20 protein-coding genes are annotated in these 21,117 nt (G+C 58.5%); 6 read left to right on the plus strand and 14 right to left on the minus strand.

Annotation, left to right across the window (positions count from 1 at the left end):
- Positions 1-22 precede the first annotated feature (22 nt).
- Positions 23-1,081 carry a DUF2066 domain-containing protein gene (locus ACYZT1_RS17020; RefSeq protein WP_462015850.1) on the minus strand — a complete coding sequence of 353 codons (1,059 nt, stop codon included), beginning with the start codon at positions 1,079-1,081 and terminating at the stop codon, positions 23-25.
- Positions 1,082-1,463: 382 nt separating this feature from the next.
- On the opposite strand from ACYZT1_RS17020, the gene purM reads away from it, so the two are divergent.
- From purM to ACYZT1_RS17035, 3 genes are read left to right on the plus strand one after another with little or no spacing between them, the layout of a single operon-like run.
- Positions 1,464-2,522 (plus strand): phosphoribosylformylglycinamidine cyclo-ligase, encoded by a 1,059-nt coding sequence (gene purM, locus ACYZT1_RS17025; protein WP_462015851.1) that lies wholly within the window; start codon positions 1,464-1,466, stop codon positions 2,520-2,522.
- Positions 2,522-3,172 (plus strand): phosphoribosylglycinamide formyltransferase, encoded by a 651-nt coding sequence (purN, locus tag ACYZT1_RS17030; protein ID WP_462015852.1) that lies wholly within the window; start codon positions 2,522-2,524, stop codon positions 3,170-3,172. The genes purM and purN overlap by 1 nt, the downstream gene beginning before the upstream one ends.
- An 8-nt stretch (positions 3,173-3,180) precedes the next feature.
- Entirely contained in the window at positions 3,181-3,894 is a 714-nt protein-coding gene (locus ACYZT1_RS17035; protein WP_462015853.1) for a DUF3108 domain-containing protein, read from the plus strand.
- Positions 3,895-4,074: 180 nt separating this feature from the next.
- Here ACYZT1_RS17035 and ACYZT1_RS17040 read toward each other — a convergent pair whose 3' ends face one another.
- From ACYZT1_RS17040 to ACYZT1_RS17050, 3 genes are all read right to left on the minus strand, one after another.
- A complete protein-coding gene (locus ACYZT1_RS17040; RefSeq protein ID WP_462015854.1) occupies positions 4,075-5,253 on the minus strand; it encodes a cystathionine gamma-synthase in 1,179 nt (392 codons plus the stop codon).
- Entirely contained in the window at positions 5,250-6,626 is a 1,377-nt protein-coding gene (locus tag ACYZT1_RS17045; protein WP_462015855.1) for a pyridoxal-phosphate dependent enzyme, read from the minus strand. The genes ACYZT1_RS17040 and ACYZT1_RS17045 overlap by 4 nt, the downstream gene beginning before the upstream one ends.
- A 154-nt stretch (positions 6,627-6,780) precedes the next feature.
- Positions 6,781-7,755, minus strand: a complete 975-nt coding sequence (locus tag ACYZT1_RS17050) for an amidohydrolase family protein (protein WP_462019268.1) — start codon at positions 7,753-7,755, stop codon at positions 6,781-6,783.
- 201 nt (positions 7,756-7,956) lie between these two features.
- Here ACYZT1_RS17050 and ACYZT1_RS17055 point away from each other — a divergent pair, with 201 nt between their 5' ends.
- Entirely contained in the window at positions 7,957-8,373 is a 417-nt protein-coding gene (locus ACYZT1_RS17055; RefSeq protein ID WP_462015856.1) for an OsmC family protein, read from the plus strand.
- 61 nt (positions 8,374-8,434) lie between these two features.
- Positions 8,435-9,295, plus strand: a complete 861-nt coding sequence (locus tag ACYZT1_RS17060; protein ID WP_462015857.1) for a pirin family protein — start codon at positions 8,435-8,437, stop codon at positions 9,293-9,295.
- Between the two features lie 233 nt (positions 9,296-9,528).
- Here the strand turns inward: ACYZT1_RS17060 and htpG are convergent, their stop codons facing one another.
- The 3 genes from htpG to ACYZT1_RS17075 all read right to left on the minus strand — a co-directional run bounded on the left by htpG (position 9,529) and on the right by ACYZT1_RS17075 (position 12,440).
- Positions 9,529-11,433, minus strand: coding sequence for a molecular chaperone HtpG (htpG, locus tag ACYZT1_RS17065; RefSeq protein ID WP_462015858.1), 1,905 nt, complete (start codon positions 11,431-11,433; stop codon positions 9,529-9,531).
- A gap of 81 nt (positions 11,434-11,514) precedes the next feature.
- Positions 11,515-11,967, minus strand: coding sequence for a PaaI family thioesterase (locus ACYZT1_RS17070; RefSeq protein WP_462015859.1), 453 nt, complete (start codon positions 11,965-11,967; stop codon positions 11,515-11,517).
- A complete protein-coding gene (locus ACYZT1_RS17075) occupies positions 11,964-12,440 on the minus strand; it encodes a PaaI family thioesterase (protein WP_462015860.1) in 477 nt (158 codons plus the stop codon). Before ACYZT1_RS17075 ends, ACYZT1_RS17070 begins: the two co-directional genes overlap by 4 nt.
- A 158-nt stretch (positions 12,441-12,598) precedes the next feature.
- On the opposite strand from ACYZT1_RS17075, the gene ACYZT1_RS17080 reads away from it, so the two are divergent.
- Positions 12,599-12,832 carry a hypothetical protein gene (locus ACYZT1_RS17080; RefSeq protein ID WP_462015861.1) on the plus strand — a complete coding sequence of 78 codons (234 nt, stop codon included), beginning with the start codon at positions 12,599-12,601 and terminating at the stop codon, positions 12,830-12,832.
- Positions 12,833-12,921: 89 nt separating this feature from the next.
- Here ACYZT1_RS17080 and ACYZT1_RS17085 read toward each other — a convergent pair whose 3' ends face one another.
- The 7 genes from ACYZT1_RS17085 to odhB form a co-directional block, all read right to left on the minus strand.
- Positions 12,922-13,323 carry an MAPEG family protein gene (locus ACYZT1_RS17085; protein WP_462015862.1) on the minus strand — a complete coding sequence of 134 codons (402 nt, stop codon included), beginning with the start codon at positions 13,321-13,323 and terminating at the stop codon, positions 12,922-12,924.
- Positions 13,323-14,060, minus strand: a complete 738-nt coding sequence (locus ACYZT1_RS17090; protein WP_462015863.1) for a DUF599 domain-containing protein — start codon at positions 14,058-14,060, stop codon at positions 13,323-13,325. The genes ACYZT1_RS17085 and ACYZT1_RS17090 overlap by 1 nt, the downstream gene beginning before the upstream one ends.
- 261 nt (positions 14,061-14,321) lie before the next feature.
- Positions 14,322-15,635, minus strand: coding sequence for a branched-chain amino acid transport system II carrier protein (gene brnQ / locus ACYZT1_RS17095; protein ID WP_462015864.1), 1,314 nt, complete (start codon positions 15,633-15,635; stop codon positions 14,322-14,324).
- A 458-nt stretch (positions 15,636-16,093) separates the two neighbouring features.
- A complete protein-coding gene (gene sucD / locus ACYZT1_RS17100; protein WP_462015865.1) occupies positions 16,094-16,975 on the minus strand; it encodes a succinate--CoA ligase subunit alpha in 882 nt (293 codons plus the stop codon).
- On the minus strand, positions 16,975-18,141 hold the full coding sequence (gene sucC, locus ACYZT1_RS17105) for an ADP-forming succinate--CoA ligase subunit beta (RefSeq protein ID WP_462015866.1): 1,167 nt from the start codon (positions 18,139-18,141) through the stop codon (positions 16,975-16,977). Before sucC ends, sucD begins: the two co-directional genes overlap by 1 nt.
- Positions 18,142-18,339: 198 nt before the next feature.
- Complete coding sequence (gene lpdA / locus ACYZT1_RS17110) at positions 18,340-19,776, minus strand: dihydrolipoyl dehydrogenase (RefSeq protein ID WP_462015867.1); 1,437 nt, start codon at positions 19,774-19,776, stop codon at positions 18,340-18,342.
- 108 nt (positions 19,777-19,884) lie between these two features.
- Entirely contained in the window at positions 19,885-21,108 is a 1,224-nt protein-coding gene (gene odhB, locus ACYZT1_RS17115; protein ID WP_462015868.1) for a 2-oxoglutarate dehydrogenase complex dihydrolipoyllysine-residue succinyltransferase, read from the minus strand.
- Between the last annotated feature and the right edge of the window lie 9 nt (positions 21,109-21,117).

Raw genomic sequence — 21,117 nt, forward strand, 5'->3', positions numbered from 1 at the left:
CCTGCTTATATAAGGAAATAATCTACCAACGGTAACGCAATTGCGGTCTCACGACCGGTGTCGGTGCTACGACGGGTGCCACGCTGCCGTCTACAGGCTGAACCGGTGCAACCGCCGCAGGTGCTTCACCGGCTGGCACTTCTTGCAATTTCGCCAGCGACAATTGCGCACGCAACTGTTCTGCACTGCCATTGACCCGATAGAGAATGCGATCGCCGTCGACACTTTGCAGGCGCCCGCGAAACGGTTCGAGCAAGCGCCCCAGTGTTGCATACCGCTCCAGATTCATACCTTGCACTTCCAGCAATTGCTCCCCGGACGCTCCCGGCTTGACCACAAAACGCGGTGCCAGCCGTTGATTGACCGCCAGCATGACCGCATCGGCCAGTGCCGCTTGATCAACGCCTTCAACACTGCCCGCTTCTTTTTTGTCGCCGAGCCACAACTGCCATTTGGCCTGCCACTGGCCGCCCTCTTCACGGGCATGCACCGCCAGCAAGGCATCAGCATTGTAACGGTCTGATGCGTCGCGTAACGGCGCAGGGTCCGCGCCTTCCAGATTCGGCGCGGTGGCCACCAACTGCTCGTTCAGGTCGGCCATCGGCAAGCGCAGTGGCAGACCGCGATGCTGAGCCGCCCGAAGTAGCGATGCGGCACTGGCCTGTCCGTCACCCACCAAGCTCGAACCCTCGGTGGAATCATTCAACCACCAGCTCAGGATCGACGGCCGATTCGCGCCCCACAGCGACAGACCGGCACGACGCAAGGCCGCCCGGGTAGATGCCGGATCGAAATCGACCTTCAGCACCTCAGGCGGCCCGGCTTCAAAGCCGTATTGACTGATGATCTGCTGCGGATCTGTCTGAATCGCGGCCAGGCCTGGATTCTGTGCAGCCTTGGGATCGCCGGTCAAACGCATGACCAGCGTATCCAGTGCACGCCGGGTCGCCTGAGTACGCTCATCGGGCGTCTGACTGGCGACTGGCTCGCGCACCTGGTAAAGACCTTTTACAGTTTCTGCCTGACTGACCAGGCTGATCAGGGACAAACATCCTGCAAATAACAATCCGGAAAAACGCATGGAAGATTCCTGACGACAAGGGCGGCTGGGACAGGCCGCGTGAAGACAATCGAGCAAGGCTGTGACCATTGCCCCGCTCAAATCATTCACACGTCCCGGTTAAGTTTTCGCACTGCCCTAACGATAGACGGTTAATGGCGCTACCTTATACCGTCATAACTGCGCTAACCCATTCGCACGCCGAAGGTTTTTTAAGCGGATATGTCCCTGCCGTCGGCGCGAGGATGGCCGCTGTCCCTCAAGCCTGATAAAATCGCGCGCCTTCGCAGACCGGCAACAGCCGGGCAGTGTCCGAATAGCGCGCAAGGCTCTCGCCTGCGCAGTGTCGGCATTCCCACTGGACCTGGTCGTTACCCCTGAATCCCCCCTAAAGGCCTGGATCATGAGCAAGCAACCCTCCCTGAGCTACAAGGACGCCGGTGTAGACATCGACGCCGGTGAAGCATTGGTCGAACGCATCAAGAGCGTCGCCAAGCGCACTGCGCGCCCGGAAGTCATGGGCGGCCTGGGCGGTTTCGGCGCCCTCTGCGAAATCCCGGCCGGCTACAAACAGCCTGTGCTGGTTTCCGGCACCGACGGCGTCGGCACCAAGCTGCGCCTGGCACTGAACCTGAACAAGCACGACAGCATCGGCATCGATCTGGTTGCCATGTGCGTGAACGACCTGGTGGTCTGCGGCGCCGAGCCACTGTTCTTCCTCGACTACTACGCCACCGGCAAACTCAACGTTGAAACCGCGACCCAGGTTGTCACCGGCATCGGCGCAGGCTGTGAACTGTCCGGCTGCTCCCTGGTCGGCGGCGAAACCGCAGAAATGCCTGGCATGTACGAAGGCGAAGACTACGACCTGGCCGGTTTCTGCGTCGGCGTCGTGGAAAAATCCGAAATCATCGACGGCTCCAAAGTCGCTGCCGGCGATGCGCTGCTCGCCCTGCCGTCCTCCGGCCCGCACTCCAACGGTTACTCGCTGATCCGCAAGATCATCGAAGTGTCCGGTGCAGACATTGAAAACACCCAGCTCGACGGCAAACCACTGACCGACCTGCTGATGGCTCCGACCCGCATCTACGTGAAGCCGCTGCTCAAGCTGATCAAGGACACCGGTGCCGTCAAGGCCATGGCCCACATCACCGGGGGCGGCCTGCTCGACAACATCCCGCGCGTGCTGCCAAAAGGCGCTCAAGCGGTGGTCGATGTTGCCAGCTGGACCCGCCCTGCCGTATTCGACTGGCTGCAAGAGCAAGGCAACGTCGACGAAAACGAAATGCACCGCGTGCTGAACTGCGGCGTCGGCATGGTCATCTGCGTGGCTCAAGAGCACGTTGAAACCGCGCTGAGCGTGCTGCGTGAAGCCGGCGAGCAGCCTTGGGTGATCGGACAGATCGCCACCGCGGCCGAAGGCGCGGCTCAGGTCGAGCTGAAGAACCTTAAGGCTCACTGATGCCAGCAACCTGTGATGTCGTGGTGCTGTTGTCCGGCACCGGCAGTAACTTGCAGGCCTTGATCGACAGCACGCGGACCGGCGACAACCCGGTCCGCATCGCTGCGGTGATCTCCAACCGCGCCGACGCTTACGGGCTGCAACGCGCCAGGGACGCGGGCATCGAAACCCGCTCCCTGGATCACAAAGCGTTTGAAGGCCGCGAGGCCTTCGATGCCGCGTTGATCGAACTGATCGATGCATTCAACCCCAAACTCGTGGTCCTGGCCGGCTTCATGCGCATTCTCAGCGCTGATTTCGTGCGCCACTACGCGGGCCGCCTGCTCAACATCCATCCTTCGCTGCTGCCCAAATACAAAGGGTTACACACTCATCAGCGTGCGCTGGAGGCCGGGGATGCTGAACACGGCTGCTCCGTGCACTTCGTCACCGAGGAACTCGATGGCGGACCACTGGTCGTACAGGCAGTAATACCGGTAGAGTTGCAGGATTCGCCGCAGAGTCTGGCGCAACGGGTCCACACCCAGGAACACCTGATCTACCCGATGGCCGTGCGCTGGTTTGCCGAGGGTCGTTTATCGCTCGGTGAACAGGGTGCTTTGCTGGACGGCGAGTTACTCGCGGCCAACGGCCACTTGATTCGAATCTAGGAGATATTATGCGTCGCGCCCTGCTCCTCGCTTGCGCCCTGCTCGCCCTGCCTTTTGCGCAGGCTGCAGACCTTCAACCCTTCTCCGCCAGCTACACCGCCGACTGGAAACAGCTGCCCATGAGCGGCACCGCCGAGCGCAGCCTGACCAAGGAAGCCAACGGCGTCTGGAAGCTCAGCTTCAAGGCGTCGATGATGATCGCCAGCCTCACCGAAGAAAGCACCCTGACCGTGGACAAGGACACTCTGTTGCCTCAGTCCTATCACTTCGAACGTGGCGGCCTGGGTAAAGCCAAGAAGGCTGACCTGGATTTCGACTGGACCAACAAGATGGTCACCGGCACTGATCGCGGGGACGCGGTCAAGATTCCTTTGAACCGCGGCATGGTCGACAAATCCACTTATCAGTTGGCTCTGCAACATGATGTGGCCGCTGGCAAGAAAAGCATGAGTTATCAGGTCGTCGATGATGGCGAGATCGATACTTATGATTTCCGAGTCCTGGGTTCCGAGAAAGTCGATACCAAGGCTGGCCAGATCGACGCGATCAAGGTCGAGCGTGTGCGTGATCCGACTCAGAGCAAGCGCATTACTGTGCTGTGGTTTGCCAAGGATTGGGATTATCTGTTGGTGCGGCTGCAGCAGGTTGAGACTGATGGCAAGGAGTACAACATCATGCTTCTTGACGGGACTGTTAACGGGAAGGCTGTCAAGGGGAGCTGATAGACCACTCTGCTGCTGATGTCGATTATTCGACATAGGTTTGTTGATCCATTATCAGGTGACGGCGGCTATTGGTTTCGCCCTTACGGCGGGTCACTTGGAGAAGCACCAAGTGACCCGCCGTAAGGGCGAAACCAATAGCCGCCATCACCCAAATAACGGATATGCCCCCCTAAAAACTCAAATCCGCCCCAAAGCCCGCGCCAAATCCCCTCTCAAATCCTCAACATCCTCAACCCCCACCGACATCCGCACCAACCCATCCCCAATCCCAAGCACCGCCCGCGTTTCAGCCGGAATACTGGCATGCGTCATGATCGCCGGATGCTCGATCAAACTCTCCACCCCACCCAAACTCTCAGCCAACGCAAAAATCTCCACTGCCTCAAGAAACCGCCGCGCCCCGGCCAGATCGCTATTGAGATCAATGGAAATCATCCCACCGAAACCGCGCATCTGGCGCCGCGCCAGCTCATGCTGCGGATGCGACGCCAACCCCGGGTAATAAACCCGCGACACTTGCGGCTGGCGCTCCAGCCAGTGCGCCAACTCCAGCGCATTGCTGCAATGGCGCTCCATGCGCAGCGCGAGCGTCTTGACCCCGCGCAATGTCAGAAACGCATCAAACGGCCCGGCAATCGCCCCCACCGAGTTCTGCAAAAAGCCCAACCGCTCCGCCAGATCTGCGTTTTGCCCGACCACGGCAATGCCGCCAATCACATCGGAGTGACCGTTCAGGTATTTGGTCGTGGAGTGCAGGACAATGTCGAAACCCAGCTCAAGCGGCCGCTGAATCCACGGGCTGGCGAAGGTATTATCCGCCACACAGATAATGCCGCGATCCCGGCAGATGCGCGCAACGGCGGCGAGGTCGGTCAGGCTGAGCAACGGGTTGCTCGGCGTCTCGACCCAGACCATGCGCGTGTCATCCTGCAGCGCCGCTTCAAACGCCGACAAGTCGCTCAAATCGACAAAGCTGAAACGATGCCCGGCGCTGCGTTTGCGCACCTTGTCGAACAGCCGAAACGTGCCGCCATACAAATCATTGCCCGAAACAACATGCGCGCCCGCGTCGAGCAGTTCCAGCACATTGGCAATCGCCGCCAGCCCGGACGCGAAGGCAAATGCCTGAGTACCGCCCTCCAGATCGGCCACGCAACGCTCCAGCGCGAAACGCGTCGGGTTATGGGAGCGCCCGTAGTCGAAGCCCTTATGCACGCCGGGGCTTTGTTGCAGGTAGGTGGAATTGGCGTAGATCGGCGGCATCAGCGCCCCGGTGGTCGGGTCCGGAACCTGCCCGGCGTGGATGACCCGGGTAGCAAAGGCGCGAGGTTCGCGGGTGTCATCGTGCTGACTCATGCCAGCGATCTCCGTAAATGATTAAGCATGTCGACCCGAGTGATCAGGCCATGAAAGCCTGAATCATCGGCGATGATCGCCACCAGGCCGCGGTCGAGTTCAGCCTGCAAGCTGGCAAGACTGGCCCCGGGCGGCAGGGTTTGCAGCTTGTCGGTCATGGCGCTGGCGACACTCATGCGAAAGTGGGAAGCGTCTTCCTGCATGCCGAGCAAAATGTCCGACTCGTCAATGACGCCGACCAGCCGCTGGCCGTTCTCCAGCACCGGCAACTGGGAAACATCTGCCAGACGCATACGCTGGAATGCCGTGAGCAACGTGTCGTCGGGGCCGACGCTGATCACCCGGCCATCTTCGAAACGTCGCGCAATCAAGTCGCGCAAATCACCGTAATGCTTGTATTGCAGCAGGCCTTGATCGTTCATCCATTGGTCGTTGTAGACCTTCGACAGGTAACGCGTGCCGGTATCGCAGACGAAGCTGACCACTCGTTTCGGCTCGGTCTGCTCGTGGCAATAGCGCAACGCCGCCGCCAGCAAGGTGCCCGTCGAAGAACCGCCGAGAATGCCTTCGGCGCGCAGCAACTGGCGAGCGTGATCGAAGCTTTCTTCATCGCTGATCGAATAGGCGTGGCGCACGCTGGACAGGTCGGCAATTGATGGAATGAAGTCTTCGCCGATGCCTTCCACCGCCCACGATCCGGGCGCACCAACGGTGCCACTGCGGCTGTACTCGGCCATCACCGAGCCGACCGGATCAGCCAGCACCATCTCCAGGTTGGGTTGCACACGGTTGAAGAAACGGGTCAGCCCGGTCAACGTGCCGCCCGAGCCGACACCGACGACGATGGCATCCACATCGTGCTGGGTTTGCGCCCAAATCTCCGGTGCAGTGCTGCACTCGTGGGCCAGCGGGTTGGCCGGGTTGTTGAATTGATCAGCGAAGAACGCATCGGGAATATCCTTCGCCAGACGAGCGGCAACATCCTGGTAATACTCGGGATGGCCTTTGCCGACATCGGAGCGGGTGATGTGTACTTCCGCGCCCATGGCCTTCAAATGCAGGACCTTCTCGGTGGACATTTTATCGGGCACCACCAACACCACCCGATAACCCTTGGCGCGGCCGACCAGCGCAAGGCCCAGGCCCGTGTTGCCGGCCGTTGCCTCGACAATGCTGCCGCCGGGGCGCAGGCGACCGTCGCGTTCCGCGGCATCGATCATTGCCAGGCCGATGCGATCCTTGATCGATCCGCCGGGGTTCTGTGATTCGAGTTTGAGAAAAAGCGTGCACGGCCCGGTATCGAAACGGTTGACCCGAACCAGCGGCGTATTGCCGATCAGTTCGAGCACCGCGGGGCGTAAATCATTGGGCATGGCGTCACCTCGCTGCGGAAAATCCGCACTGGATGGACAGACACCAGCGACCGCTCATCCAGTGCCCGTCGCCGGCAAAACCTTGTTTGGACCATAGGCCGGGATGCCGTCACCCGCAACTGTGCGTCATCAGGCAGCAGATCAACGGATTGTGTCAGCGCACCGCTCGCGGTAGAACCGCAAGAAAATTATCCCGTGCGACTTTTCGCGCGACGTCTTCCGGCAAGGCATCGAGAAACGGGTCGAAGCTGTGCAGTTCCTTACCGAGCTTGTTGAATCGTCCTACCACGTCCGAGCCGAGCATAAAGCGCTCAGGAAAACGCTCCACCAGGCCCAGCCACTCCTTGCGCGGCGTGCCCTGCTCGTCCAGCAGATACGGCGTGAGCAGGCTCCACGACAGGTCGATGAACAGATTCGGATAGGCTTCGAGCATGCGTGTCAGCGTTGGCAAAAGAAAATCCAGCTGAGTCTGGTGCCGATGGATTTCCGCACTGGTGCCGGCGTGCGCCCAGATAAACCGGGTGTGCGGGTGATTGCGCAGCGGCTCTTCAATTTCCGCCAGGTACAGTGGGTTTCGCTCGCGCTTGGAGGTGATGTTGGAGTGCACCATCACCGGCAAATCGTTCTCGGCCGCGAGGTGGTAGATCCGGGTCATCGCTTCGTTGTTCGCCCTTGGCGTATCGCCGGAGGTCAGCGCGGTGAGGTCGTCGTGGCGAGTAAAAACTTCGCCGATGCCTTGCCACAGCCCTGGGTTGAGATCGAGCATGCGCTGGATATGCGCGGCGGAGTTCTTGTCGTTCGGATTGAAGCCGGACAGGAACGGGTGAAAGTGCTGGCGCTGCTCCGGAGTCAGTTTCTTCACGGCAGCGGCGACTATCACGTCGGTGGCGCTGTACCAATAGGCGTCGGCGTCATCACCGGCGTAATAACGTGGCCGCTTGGGTTCGTCTTCATGCCACTTTTTCGCGACCGGAATGCCGGAAATCATCACGTGCTCGATGCGATTTTCCTTCATGGCCGTCAGCAATTCCGGCATGCCCGCGGTTTCCTGAAAGAAATCCACGTAATGCAGATGCGCATCGCTGTAGGCATATTCGCGAGCGCTGGCACTCGCGCAGCAAAGGGCCATCAAGCAGGCAATACTGGAGCGAAACAGAGGCACGGGCGATTTCCGAAAGTCAGGAACAGCGTAGACCCGGCGCGCGGATGAGGGTTCACCGATACAAGCGTGCGGAACGCGGTTGCGTCAGAATGCTCTATAACTTCAGGGCGCGCAGCCACTGCGCGCGTTGTACGTCGATCGAATTTTCCACACCCTGCGAGGTTTCACATGACTGTCACCGTCAATACCGTAACCGCCGAAGGTCTTCGTCACAGCGTGCAGATCGATGAGCACGAACTTTTCACCGACGCACCCACCACCGCGGGCGGCGAAGGCTCGGCACCGGAGCCGCACGATTATTTCGATGCCGCGCTCGGCGCCTGCAAAGCACTGACGCTGAAGATGTACGCCAGGAAAAAGGACATCCCCCTGACGGGCGTCACCGTCGAAGTCAAACGCGATAACAGTGAAGAGCAAAAAGGCAAATACGCCCTGCACGTCAAGCTGACCTTGAAAGGTGTGCTTACCGATGCTCAGCGCGATGAATTGCATCGCGTGGCCGACCGCTGCCCTGTCCACAAGCTGATGACCACGACCGACGTCAGCATCGAAACGCATCTGTCCGAAGGCGCATTCAGCCAATAGCGGCAAGGTCCGGGCCGGCGGGTTATGCTCCATGCGTCACCCGCTCAGCCTGGAATGCGCCATGATCACTCCGCTTGTTATTCGCCCCCGCGTTGAAGATGTCGAAGGCCAACCGATTCTTCGCCCATTACCGTCAGCCAAATGCCGCAGCGTCGGGCCCTTCGTGTTCTTTGACCACATGCTCGAAACCGATTACCCGGCCGGCAACGGTATGAACATTCGCCAGCACCCGCACATCGGGCTGTCCACCCTCACCTACCTGTTTCAAGGACAAATCCAGCACAAGGACAGCCTCGGTTCCGATCAGATGGTGAATACCGGCGATGTCAGCTGGATGACTGCGGGCAGCGCGATTGCCCATGTTGAACGCACCCCTCAGGCGTTGCTGGACAGCGGTTTCAAGATGCATGGTTTGCAGGTCTGGCTGGCCTCACCCAAGGCACATGAGCAAGGACCAGGACACTACAGCCATCATCCGGCCACGACATTGCCGGTCAGCGATAACCTTGGGGTGAAAATCCGCATGATCGCCGGGTCAGGCTTTTGCCTCGAATCGCCAGTACCTGTGCTTTCTCCTACGCTGTACGCCGAACTGAACCTGCAGACGGCAACCACATTGCTGATTCCCACCGAGCATGAAGAGCGCGCGCTGTATGTGCTGAGCGGTCAAGCGCAATTGGACGGCGAGCTCATCGAACCGCACGCGATGGTGGTGTTGCCCGCCGGAGAAGAAATGACACTGTTCGCTGAAAGCGACTGCCACGCCGTGCTGTTTGGCGGTGCTGCGCTGGATGGGCCGCGGCGGATCAACTGGAATTTCGTCGCCAGCGACCCGGCAGCGATTGACGAAGCGCGCCGCCGCTGGGCGGCCGGCGACTGGCCAACAGTGCCGGGAGAGACAGAGCGCATTGAATTGCCATAGTACTGCGGCGCCATTAAAGGCCCCTTCGCGGGCAAGCCCGGCTCCCACAGTGCTTTGTGTTGATCGCCAGTTTTGCGTTTAACACCAAACCGTGCGGGATCCGGACTTGCCCGAAAAGACGACCTATACGCCACCGACACTCAACATTTGGCAGCGATTTAATGGCCAAAAAAAACCCGCCTTCAATGTGTTTTCACACAGTCTGGATAGGCGGGTTTTTTCTTACGGTGCGATTAAACCGACAATTCAACCAGCAGCTTGTTAAGCCGGCGCACATAGGCAGCCGGATCTTTCAAGCTGTCGCCTGCGGCCAGAGCAGCCTGATCGAACAGGATGTGCGAGAGGTCGCCGAAGCGTTCTTCGCTCTGCTCGCCGTCAAGTTTCTCGATCAGCGGGTGCGCCGGGTTGAATTCGAAGATTGGCTTCGATTCCGGAACCTTCTGGCCGCTGGCTTCGAGAATCTGGCGCATTTGCATGCCCAGGTCCTGTTCGCCGATGGCCAGAATCGCCGGGGAATCGGTCAGACGATGCGAAACCCGAACCTCAGCGACAGAATCGCCCAGTGCGGTTTTCAAACGCTCAACCAGACCTTCTTTCGACTTGGCGACTTCTTCCGCGGCCTTCTTGTCCTCTTCCGAGTCCAGATTGCCGAGGTCCAGGTCACCGCGCGCCACGTCAACGAAGCTTTTGCCGTCGAAGTCGCTGAGGTAGCTCATCAGCCACTCGTCGATACGGTCGGTCAGCAGCAGCACTTCGATGCCCTTCTTGCGGAAGACTTCCAGGTGCGGGCTGTTTTTGACCTGCGCGTAGGTTTCGCCAGTGAGGTAGTAAATCTTGTCCTGACCTTCCTTGGCACGCGCCAGGTAATCCGCCAGGCCCACGACCTGCTCGCCTTCATCACCGCTGGTCGAAGCGAAACGCAGCAGCCCGGCGATTTTTTCTTTATTGGCGAAATCTTCTGCCGGGCCTTCTTTCATGACTTGGCCGAAGTTCTTCCAGAAGTTCTTGTATTGCTCAGGCTCGTTCTTCGCCAGTTTTTCCAGCATGTCGAGAACGCGCTTGGTCAACGCCGATTTCATGGAATCGATGATCGGATCTTTTTGCAGAATTTCCCGCGACACGTTGAGCGACAGGTCGTTGGAATCCACCACACCTTTGATGAAGCGCAGGTACAGCGGCAGGAACGACTCGGCCTGATCCATGACAAACACGCGTTGCACATACAGCTTCAGGCCTTTCGGCGCTTCGCGCTGGTACAAGTCGAATGGAGCGCGGGCCGGCACGTACAGCAGCGAGCTGTACTCCAGCTTGCCCTCGACCTTGTTATGGCTCCAGCTCAGCGGGTTCTCGAAGTCATGGGCGACGTGCTTGTAGAACTCCTGATACTCCTCGTCTTTGACTTCTGTGCGAGGACGGGTCCACAGAGCGCTGGCGCGGTTGACGGTTTCCCATTCGGCGGCAGGTTGCTCTTCACCTTCGGCAGCGGCGACTTCTTTCGGCAATTCGATCGGCAGCGCGATGTGGTCGGAGTACTTTTTGATGATGTTGCGCAGGCGCCAGCCATCGGCGAATTCATCTTCACCGGACTTGAGGTGCAGGACGATACGGGTACCACGTTCGGCTTTCTCGACAGTGGCAATTTCGAACTCGCCTTCGCCCTTGGACGACCAGTGCACGCCTTCGCTCGCAGCGAGGCCGGCACGACGGCTGAATACGTCAACCTTGTCGGCCACGATGAACGCCGAATAGAAACCGACACCAAACTGACCGATCAGGTGCGAATCCTTTTTCTGATCGCCCGACAGGTTTTTCATGAAATCGGCAGTGCCCGATTTGGCAATGGTGCCCAAATGGGTGACCGCGTCTTCGCGGCTCATGCCGATGCCGTTGTCTTCGAGAGTGACGGTGTTAGCGTCCTTGTCGAAGCTCACACGGATTTTGAGCTCGGCACCGCCTTCCAGCAACTCAGGCTTGGAAAGCGCTTCGAAGCGTAATTTGTCGACAGCGTCAGAGGCGTTCGAGATCAATTCGCGAAGGAAAATTTCCTTGTTGGAATACAGCGAATGGATCATGAGGTGCAGCAGTTGCTTCACCTCGGTCTGGAAGCCCAGGGTTTCCTTTTGAGTTTCCACACTCATGGTCATCAAACTCCAATCAGATGGCAGTGGCCGCGACCTTCAGGGTCGGCGGCGGGTTGTCATCAAAGTTGGGGGCTGAGATCAGGATTTCAAGGGCTCTTGAATTTTGAAATGCGCCCGGGCCGTGGCAATGGGCTCGGATTCGACGCTTTGCCAGGCTGTCACGGCAACGTTGGCGACGCGCCGGCCCTGGCGACAGACTTGACAGCGGGCCCACGTGTCACGAAATTGCCCGGCGCGCAAATAGTCGAGGGAGAAGTCAATGATCTTCGGCACGCCCGGCGAACCGGTGGAAATCAGCAAGTGCAGTGCAGCGGACAACTCCATGAAACCGGCGATCACACCGCCATGGATTGCCGGCAATAAGGGGTTGCCAATGTTGTCCTTGTTGGCCGGCAGCCGAAACAGCAGCTCGTCACCGACCCGCGAACACTCGACGCCGAGCAGCCCGGCATAGGGGATCAATTGCAGCAGGGGTGCATAGTCGCCCTGCGCGTGGGTTTGTTGCAATTGCTCGTTGAACGTCTCGGTCATTGCGCGGCCCCGGCGATCACGCCACCAAAACCTTCGGTGCCCTTGACGGCTTTGCCCATGCGCATGAACGTGCCCACCACATGCGCGATGGGTTGTTCCGGGTCGTCCTGGTAAGCAAAGCCTCGAGCGAAGATCACGTCTGTCGTCACCCGATAGCACTGGGCGAATCCGTACACATCCTTATGAGGCTCGGCGGCGTGCATGTAGTCGATGCGCAAGTCGAGGGTCGGGCAGACTTCAAATTCGGCCAGCACACACAGGGTCGACATACCGCAAGCCGTGTCCATCAACGAGGTGAGTGCCCCGCCGTGAATCACTCCGGTGTTCGGGTTGCCAACAATCCTGGGGCTGTAAGGAAGGATCACGGTAAGCCCTGCGCTGCTGGCGCTGTGCACATGCATTCCCAGTACCTGGCAATGTCGCAAGGCTGACAAAAATCGCGTCGCACGCTCAAAAACGGGGTTTTCCGACATATGATAAATATTCTCGTTAGAGCCGGTATCCAGCAACATGCTAAGCGGGAAAAGCTCTACTGCAAAACAATCTTATATATCTGAACAAATTAAGGAACTTAACCGAGAGGGCCATGCTCGAAAGGCCAGTAGATATTTTCCATAAGGAGATACACCCCATGCGTAAGACTTTTGCTATTGCCTTGATGTTGACCGCTTCCCTCGGTCTCGCTGCCTGCGATAAAAAATCCGAGGACAAAGCTCAAGATGCCGCCGAACATGCTGAGCAGGCTCAGCAAGATATGAACAAAGCTCAGGATAAAGTGAACGACGCTGCGAAAGAAAACGCCGAAGCTGCCAAAGCTCAGGCTGAAGCGAACGAAGCAGCTGCAAAAGAAGCGCCTAAAAACTAATACGGTTTTTAGCGCGTGATAAAGGAAACCCGCCAAGTGCGGGTTTTCTTTTGCCTGTGATTTTTGCCTGCACTTTTTTGAAGTAGGCGTTAGAGCAAAATAGTTCTAAAAGTCGGACTAATCATCAATAGCAGAGAACACACCAGCCCAACCAGCCAGACCAGACTGCGTTGCCAGGCCAGATCGGCCCAATAGCACAGCAGGTAAATCACCCGCGCAATCACGAAGATGATTGCCAGCGTATCAATCAGCCAGCCGGCCGTTTGCGTGGTGTGAGCCATCAATACTCCCACTGCAAACAACATGAACGCCTCAATACTGTTCTGATGCGCCGCCAGCGCTCGCGCTCCGAAGCCAGTCAGTTGCGCCTGTTGCTGTCGTGGCAGGTGATTGTTGTAACCACCCTGCTCTTTCATCGCCTTGGCCACCGGCATACGGGCCACATAGATCAGCAAAGCACTGATAAACACACACCAGAACGGAATACTCATCAAACTGCCTCTTTGTTTGCGTCGGGCAAGGGTGCCTCTGTAGGGGTATAGACCATAACGTCGAGAACATCGGAATGAAACTCGCGGCGATACAGCACCAGTACAACGCCGGCACTCATCAACATGAACAGCCAGGGGCTGACGAACCAGGCCAGCATGGTCATGCCGAAATAATAGGCGCGAAGGCCGAAGTTGAACTGGTTGGCCGCCATGGAGATGACCCGCGCGGCACGGGCGGCGAACGCTTTACGCTCTTGCTCGGATACGTGGCGCTCTCCGACCATCGGCGCCGAGCCGATCAGAATCGCCGCGAAATTGTACTGACGCATGCACCAGCTAAAGGTGAAGAACGCATAGACGAACACCAGCGCAAGGCATAGCAACTTGATTTGCGACATGCCTTGGGATGCTTGCTGCACCATGGGGATATCCGCCAACAGCGACACCGCCCGTTCGGACGCACCGAGCACGGTCAGAATACCGGCAAGAATGATCAATGTGCTGGAGGCGAAGAACGAGGCGTTGCGTTCCAGATTGCCCACCACGCTGGCATCGGCGATGCGGTTATCGCGCAGGAGCATGCGACGCATCCAGTCTTCCCGGTACAGGTGCAACACACTGGCCAGGCACGCCGTGTCGCGGCCCTTCCACGTCGCGTATCGGGTATAGCCGCCCCAGCAGATGACGAACCAGACAGCGGCAAGGATGTGGATCAGGTTGGCTTGGATGAACGACATGCGGGTCCTTTTGAGATGTCAGCGCGAAACCGAAACTGTGTGGGAGCGAGCTTACTCGCCAGAGTGGTGTCCGTTAACAGAGATGTTGAATGTAAGCGCTGTTCGCGAGCAGGCTCGCTCCCGGATTGGGTTTTCGCAACGTCCAACGTTAGCTTAAGAGAAAAGACACCGCATCACGCCCATAAAAAATGCCCCGTATCGATTGATACGGGGCATTTCCTTATCTGCTGGAAGCCCGCTTGTGACGGGCCGAAAAGCAGCTTAAGCCAATGCTTCTTCGCGCTTGCCCAGCAGACGATCGCAGATCACCGCGAGCACCAGCGTCATGACCGATGGCACCAGCCACGCCAGGCCCTGCTCGCTCAGCGGCAGGTTCATGAGTTGAGCAGGCATCCAGCCGGCCAGGCCCGCGCCTTTGAGCGCATCGATCAGACCGAAGATGAACGAAACCAGCATCACCGGACCGACGATGCGTCCCTGTTCATTCCAGAAATCCTTGCAGAAGCTCAGAGCTACCAGCGCGATGCACGGCGGATAGATCGCTGTCAGCACCGGGATCGAGAAGGCGATCAGGTTGGTGAGGCCCAGGTTGGACACCAGCAGGGAAAACGCGGCGAGAATGATGACCAAGGTCTTGTAGGACAGCGGCAGCACACGGCTGAAGTACTCGGCGCAAGCACAGGTCAGGCCTACCGCTGTCACCAGACACGCCAGCGAAATCAATACTGCAAGGAAACCGCTGCCCAGCGAGCCGAAGGTGTGTTGAACATAAGCGTGTAACACCGCCGCGCCGTTGGTAGCGCCAGCAGCCACTTCATGGCTGCCCGAACCCAGGCGGAACAGGCTGACATACACCAACGCCAGACCGACACCGGCGATCAACCCGGCGATGATCGCGTAACGGGTAATCAGCGCCGGCGACTCGACACCGCGCGAGCGAATGGCGTTGACGATGACAATGCCGAACACCAGCGCTCCGAGGGTATCCATGGTCAGGTAACCATTGATGAAACCCTGGGAAAACGGTGCGGCGACGTATTCCGGCGTGGCCACGCCACTATCACCGGCCGGCAACACGAACGCCGCAATGCCGAGCATCGCGAGGGCAATAATCTTCAGCGGCGCAAGGAAACGTCCTACGGTATCCAGCAACCGTCCTGGATACAGCGAGATAAAGAACACCAGCAGGAAATACACGGCGCTATACAGGAACAGCGCCAGCGGGCTTTCGCCAGTCAGCGGCGCCAGGCCGACTTCGAACGATACGGTCGCAGTGCGCGGTGTGGCAAACAACGGTCCGACTGCCAGGTAACATGCCGCCGCCAGTACGCCGCCAGCTACCTTGCCGATCGGGCTGCTCAAGGCATCCATGGCGCCGCCGACTTTAGCCAGCGCCACCACGGTGATCACCGGCAGACCGACCGCAGTGATCAGAAAGCCCAACGCCGCCATCCAGACGTGAGGCCCGGACTGCAAACCGACGATAGGCGGGAAGATGATGTTGCCAGCCCCGACGAACAGGGCAAACGTCATAAAACCAAGTGCCAGGATGTCCTGACCTTTCAACACTTTCATTAGGGAAATACCACACTACTGAATCGGAATTTAGAGAGGGATTTCCCTGAGGGGTGAGGGAAATGCTGTCGATCCGCATAGGATCGACCCTTAGCGCGAAGCTTCCTTGTGGGATGCAGACGCAAAAATGGCGGCTAGCCTAACGAATTTGCACGCCAAACGCACTGTTAGAGGGCGAACATTCCGATCTGCGACATTTCCGTGTCGCATTTACATAATAAATTTACCTGCGCAGAATTCTGTGGCGAGGGGATTTATCCCCGTGGGATAGCGAAGCGACCCCAGAACCATCGCATGCGGAGCATCAGGCACCGCATTGCTGATTTCACGACTGCTGCGCAGCCGAACGGGGATAAATCCCCTCGCCACAACAGCCCTGTGGAGAGCTCGGTTCCAAAATCGAAAAAGGCCACCCGAAGGTGGCCTTTGCCTGGTGAAGTGTCAGCCAAGCGCGAGGCTTACTTGACAGCCCAACCGGTCAGCTCGGACAAAGCCTTGCCGATATCTGCCAGCGAACGCACGGTTTTAACGCCTGCGTCTTCCAGGGCAGCAAACTTCTCGTCTGCAGTGCCCTTGCCGCCGGAGATGATTGCGCCAGCATGGCCCATGCGCTTGCCTGGAGGAGCAGTCACACCAGCGATGTAGGAAACAACCGGCTTGGTCACGTGTGCCTTGATGTAGGCAGCCGCTTCTTCTTCCGCCGAACCGCCGATCTCACCGATCATCACGATCGCCTCGGTCTTCGGGTCTTCCTGGAACAGCTTCAGGATGTCGATGAAGTTCGAACCCGGGATCGGGTCACCGCCGATGCCAACGCAAGTCGACTGACCGAAACCGGCGTCAGTGGTCTGCTTCACAGCTTCGTAGGTCAGGGTGCCGGAACGGGAAACGATACCGACCTTGCCTGGCAAGTGAATGTGACCTGGCATGATGCCGATCTTGCATTCGCCTGGAGTGATCACGCCTGGGCAGTTAGGACCGATCAGGACTACGCCCAGTTCGTCACACTTGACCTTGGCATCCAGCATATCCAGGGTAGGAATGCCTTCAGTGATGCAGACGATCAGCTTGATGCCGCCGAAAGCTGCTTCAAGGATGGAGTCCTTGCAGAAAGGAGCCGGAACGTAGATTACGCTGGCGGTGGCGCCAGTTTTTTCTACAGCGTCTTTCACGGTGTTGAACACTGGCAGACCCAGGTGCTCGGTGCCGCCCTTGCCCGGCGTTACGCCACCCACCATCTTGGTGCCGTACTCGATAGCTTGCTGGGTGTGGAAACTACCTTGCGAACCGGTAATACCCTGGCAGATAACTTTGGTGTCTTTATTGATCAGGACGCTCATTATTTGCCCTCCGCAGCTTTAACGACTTGTTGAGCAGCGTCGGTCAGGCTGGTTGCAGCGATGATATTCAAACCGCTTTCTGCCAGTACTTTAGCGCCCAGCTCAGCGTTGTTGCCTTCAAGGCGAACAACAACCGGGATTTTCACGCCGACTTCTTTCACTGCACCGATGATGCCTTCGGCAATCATGTCGCAACGAACGATGCCGCCGAAGATGTTGACCAGTACTGCAGCGACGTTAGTGTCGGACAGGATGATCTTGAACGCTTCGGTAACGCGTTCTTTGGTAGCACCGCCGCCCACGTCGAGGAAGTTGGCTGGTTTGCCGCCATGCAGGTTGACGATGTCCATGGTACCCATGGCCAGGCCAGCACCGTTGACCATGCAACCAATGTTGCCTTCCAGCGCTACGTAGTTCAGTTCGAACTTGCCAGCGTGCGCTTCGCGCGGATCGTCTTGCGACGGATCGTGGAAAGTCTTCAGCTTGGGCTGACGGTACATGGCGTTGGCGTCGATGTTGATCTTGGCGTCGAGGCAATGCAGATCGCCGTCAGCCTTGATCACCAGCGGGTTCACTTCCAGCAGAGCCAGGTCGTGATCCTTGAACAGCTTGGCCAGACCTACGAAGATCTTGGCGAACTGGGCAACCTGCTTGCCTTCCAGACCCAGCTGGAAAGCCAGCTCGCGACCCTGGAATGGCTGAGCGCCAACCAGTGGATCGATGGTGGCCTTGAGAATTTTCTCAGGAGTATCGTGAGCGATTTTCTCGATGTCCACGCCACCTTCGGTGGAAGCCATGAACACAATGCGACGGCTCGAACGGTCAACGACAGCGCCCAGGTACAGCTCTTTAGCGATATCAGTGCACGATTCAACCAGGATCTTGGTGACTGGCTGACCATTGGCGTCAGTCTGGTAAGTCACCAGACGCTTGCCCAGCCACTGCTGTGCGAATGCTTTGGCGTCTTCTCTGCTACGAACCAGCTTTACGCCGCCCGCTTTACCGCGACCACCGGCGTGAACCTGGGCTTTTACAACCCACTCGCTGCCGCCGATCTTGTCGCACGCTTCTGCTGCTGCTTCCGGAGTGTCTACTGCGTAACCGGTCGAAACTGGCAGGCCGTATTCAGCGAACAGCTGCTTACCCTGATACTCGTGAAGATTCATGCTTATTACCGTCTTCGTTAGGTACTGCGCATTCGGTGCTGCACTTGTTGAAGTGCCGCACCACCTGTGACTGCTGCTTGCGTAGCCTTTCCGGACAACCGGTGCAGCTACACAAGGCCGCGTCCAGCGGATATTCCGCGGTGAGCTTTGCATGCAAGGCTCACGACGGGCCATACCGCCGTGGTTTCTTATTGTGTCTTAACGCTTCTTGCGGTTGGCGACGTGGATGGCGCCGCCATTCACTGCCAAAGCTGCTTCGTGCAAGGCTTCAGACAGGGTCGGATGGGAGAAAACCATCATGCCCAAGTCTTCAGCGCTGGTGCCGAATTCCATACCGATCGCGCCTTGCTGAACCAGTTCTGCAGCGCTCGGGCCAATCACGTGGACGCCCAGTACGCGATCAGTCTTGGCATCGGCAATGACTTTGACGAAACCGCCGGTATCGTTGGCTGCCATGGCACGGCCACTGGCTGCGAACGGGAAGGTGCCAACGTTAACTTCAACGCCTTCGGCCTTCAAGGCCTGCTCGGTTTTGCCGACCCACGCGATTTCCGGGTGAGTATAAATAACAGACGGGATCAAATCATAGTTCATCTGGGCTTTGTGGCCCTTGATGCGCTCGACGACCATGATGCCTTCTTCCGAGGCTTTGTGAGCCAGCATCATGCCACGCACGACGTCGCCAATGGCGAAAACACCCGGTACAGCGGTCTTGCACTGATCGTCGACAGCAATGAAACCGCGCTCGTCGATCTCAACGCCGCAGTCAGAGGCCAACAGATCAGTGGTCACCGGACGGCGACCAACGGCTACGATCAGCCTGTCGAACGTGATGGTCTGCTCGCCGTTGGCATCGGTGTAGCTCACAACGACTTCGTCGCCGTTCACTTTCGAGCCGGTCACACGAGCGCCCAATTTGATGTCCAGACCCTGTTTGGTCAGGGTTTTCAGCGCTTCCTTGGAAACGGCTGCGTCGGCGGCCATCAGGAAGGTGTCCAGCGCTTCCAGAACAACCACTTCTGCACCGAGACGCGACCACACCGAACCCAGTTCCAGACCGATCACGCCAGCACCGATCACGCCCAGACGCTTGGGCACGGTCTGGAATTCCAGTGCGCCAGTCGAATCAACGATTACTTTCTGGTCGACCGGAGCCGGTGGAATGTCGATCGGACGCGAACCTGGTGCCAGGATGACGTTTTCGGCTTCGATGACTTCCACCGAGCCGTCCGGCTTGGTGACTTCAACTCTCTTGCCTGCCAGCAGTTTGCCGTGGCCCTGGATCGAAGTAACGCCGTTGGCCTTGAACAGGGTGGCGACGCCGCCGGTCAGGTTCTTGACGATGCCAGCTTTACGGCCAACCATCGCAGCGACGTCCATTTTTACTTCGCCGGTCGAGATACCGTGAACGTTGAAGCTTTCTTTGGCTTCCTTGTATTTCCAGGAGCTGTCCAGCAGCGCCTTGGAAGGAATGCAGCCTACGTTCAGGCAAGTGCCGCCCAAGGCTTGTTTGCCTTCAGCATCGGTGTACTTCTCGATGCAGGCAGTGGTCAGACCCAACTGGGCCGCTTTGATGGCAGCCACATAGCCGCCAGGGCCAGCGCCGATCACTACTACGTCAAATTTCTGAGTCATGAAAAAGGTTCCCTTTTAGCAGCGAGCTTCAAGCCGCAAGCTGCTTGCTCAAAGCCCACTCACTCGGCTTGAGCTCGGGGCTTGAAGCTTGCAGCTTGCAGCTGCTTTTTAGATATCCAACAGAAGACGAGCCGGGTCTTCCAGCAGGTTCTTGATGGTAACCAGGAAGGTCACAGCTTCTTTGCCATCGATCAGACGGTGATCGTAGGACAGAGCCAGGTACATCATCGGACGGATAACGACCTGACCGTTGATCGCCATGGGACGCTGCAGAATGTTGTGCATGCCCAGGATAGCGGCTTGCGGCGGGTTGACGATCGGGGTAGACATCATCGAACCGAAGGTACCACCGTTGGTGATGGTGAACGTGCCGCCGGTCATTTCGTCCATGGACAGTTTGCCGTCACGCGCCTTCTTGCCGAAGGTGGCGATGCCGCCTTCGATTTCAGCCAGGCTCATCAGTTCGGCGTTACGCAGAACCGGTACGACCAGGCCGCGATCGCTGGACACGGCAACACCGACGTCGGCGTAACCGTGGTAAACGATGTCGGCACCGTCGATCGACGCGTTGACCGCCGGGAAGCGTTTCAAAGCTTCGGTGGCCGCTTTCACGAAGAACGACATGAAGCCCAGGCGTACGCCGTTGTGGGACTTCTCGAACAGGTCCTTGTACTTCGAACGCAGGGCCATGACTTCGGTCATGTCGACTTCGTTGAAGGTGGTCAGCATCGCCATGTTCGATTGAGCTTCAACCAGACGCTTGGCAACGGTGGCCCGTACGCGGGTCATCGGTACGCGCTTCTCGATGCGGTCGCCGGCAGCGAACACAGGAGCAGCGGCAGCCGGCGCAGCAGCCTTGGCAGGCGCAGCAGCAGGAGCGGATTTCTTCGCAGCAACAGCAGCAACCACGTCTTCCTTGGTGACACGACCACCTTTGCCAGTGCCGGAAACGGAAGCGATGTTGATGCCGTTTTCTTCAGCCAGCTTGCGGGCAGCCGGTGCCGCAACAGGATCGTCTTCGCCTTCGCCAGCAGCGGCTGGAGCGGCGGCTTGCGCAGCGGCCGGTGCAGCGGCAGTCGGAGCGGCAGCAGCGCCGCCCGCTTCGATCGAGCCCAGGACTTCGTCGGACAGGACGGTATCGCCTTCATTCTTGACGATAGCGCCCAGCACGCCGTCAGCAGTCGCCAGCACTTCCAGCACAACCTTGTCGGTTTCGATATCGACGATCAGGTCGTCACGCTTGACGGCGTCGCCCGGTTGTTTGTGCCAGGTCGCCACGGTGCCGTCGGCAACCGATTCCGGGAAAGTGGGGGCTTTGATTTCGATAGCCATTATCTGTGG

This window comes from Pseudomonas sp. PB3P13, from assembly GCF_054897735.1.

Bases quoted from the DNA above. Each gene is read 5' to 3' on its own strand.
- ACYZT1_RS17020 (WP_462015850.1), bottom strand. From the start codon at position 1,081: ATGCGTTTTTCCGGATTGTTATTTGCAGGATGTTTGTCCCTGATCAGC.
- purM (WP_462015851.1), top strand. From the start codon at position 1,464: ATGAGCAAGCAACCCTCCCTGAGCTACAAGGACGCCGGTGTAGACATC.
- purN (WP_462015852.1), top strand. From the start codon at position 2,522: ATGCCAGCAACCTGTGATGTCGTGGTGCTGTTGTCCGGCACCGGCAGT.
- ACYZT1_RS17035 (WP_462015853.1), top strand. From the start codon at position 3,181: ATGCGTCGCGCCCTGCTCCTCGCTTGCGCCCTGCTCGCCCTGCCTTTT.
- ACYZT1_RS17040 (WP_462015854.1), bottom strand. From the start codon at position 5,253: ATGAGTCAGCACGATGACACCCGCGAACCTCGCGCCTTTGCTACCCGG.
- ACYZT1_RS17045 (WP_462015855.1), bottom strand. From the start codon at position 6,626: ATGCCCAATGATTTACGCCCCGCGGTGCTCGAACTGATCGGCAATACG.
- ACYZT1_RS17050 (WP_462019268.1), bottom strand. From the start codon at position 7,755: ATGGCCCTTTGCTGCGCGAGTGCCAGCGCTCGCGAATATGCCTACAGC.
- ACYZT1_RS17055 (WP_462015856.1), top strand. From the start codon at position 7,957: ATGACTGTCACCGTCAATACCGTAACCGCCGAAGGTCTTCGTCACAGC.
- ACYZT1_RS17060 (WP_462015857.1), top strand. From the start codon at position 8,435: ATGATCACTCCGCTTGTTATTCGCCCCCGCGTTGAAGATGTCGAAGGC.
- htpG (WP_462015858.1), bottom strand. From the start codon at position 11,433: ATGAGTGTGGAAACTCAAAAGGAAACCCTGGGCTTCCAGACCGAGGTG.
- ACYZT1_RS17070 (WP_462015859.1), bottom strand. From the start codon at position 11,967: ATGACCGAGACGTTCAACGAGCAATTGCAACAAACCCACGCGCAGGGC.
- ACYZT1_RS17075 (WP_462015860.1), bottom strand. From the start codon at position 12,440: ATGTCGGAAAACCCCGTTTTTGAGCGTGCGACGCGATTTTTGTCAGCC.
- ACYZT1_RS17080 (WP_462015861.1), top strand. From the start codon at position 12,599: ATGCGTAAGACTTTTGCTATTGCCTTGATGTTGACCGCTTCCCTCGGT.
- ACYZT1_RS17085 (WP_462015862.1), bottom strand. From the start codon at position 13,323: ATGAGTATTCCGTTCTGGTGTGTGTTTATCAGTGCTTTGCTGATCTAT.
- ACYZT1_RS17090 (WP_462015863.1), bottom strand. From the start codon at position 14,060: ATGTCGTTCATCCAAGCCAACCTGATCCACATCCTTGCCGCTGTCTGG.
- brnQ (WP_462015864.1), bottom strand. From the start codon at position 15,635: ATGAAAGTGTTGAAAGGTCAGGACATCCTGGCACTTGGTTTTATGACG.
- sucD (WP_462015865.1), bottom strand. From the start codon at position 16,975: ATGAGCGTCCTGATCAATAAAGACACCAAAGTTATCTGCCAGGGTATT.
- sucC (WP_462015866.1), bottom strand. From the start codon at position 18,141: ATGAATCTTCACGAGTATCAGGGTAAGCAGCTGTTCGCTGAATACGGC.
- lpdA (WP_462015867.1), bottom strand. From the start codon at position 19,776: ATGACTCAGAAATTTGACGTAGTAGTGATCGGCGCTGGCCCTGGCGGC.
- odhB (WP_462015868.1), bottom strand. From the start codon at position 21,108: ATGGCTATCGAAATCAAAGCCCCCACTTTCCCGGAATCGGTTGCCGAC.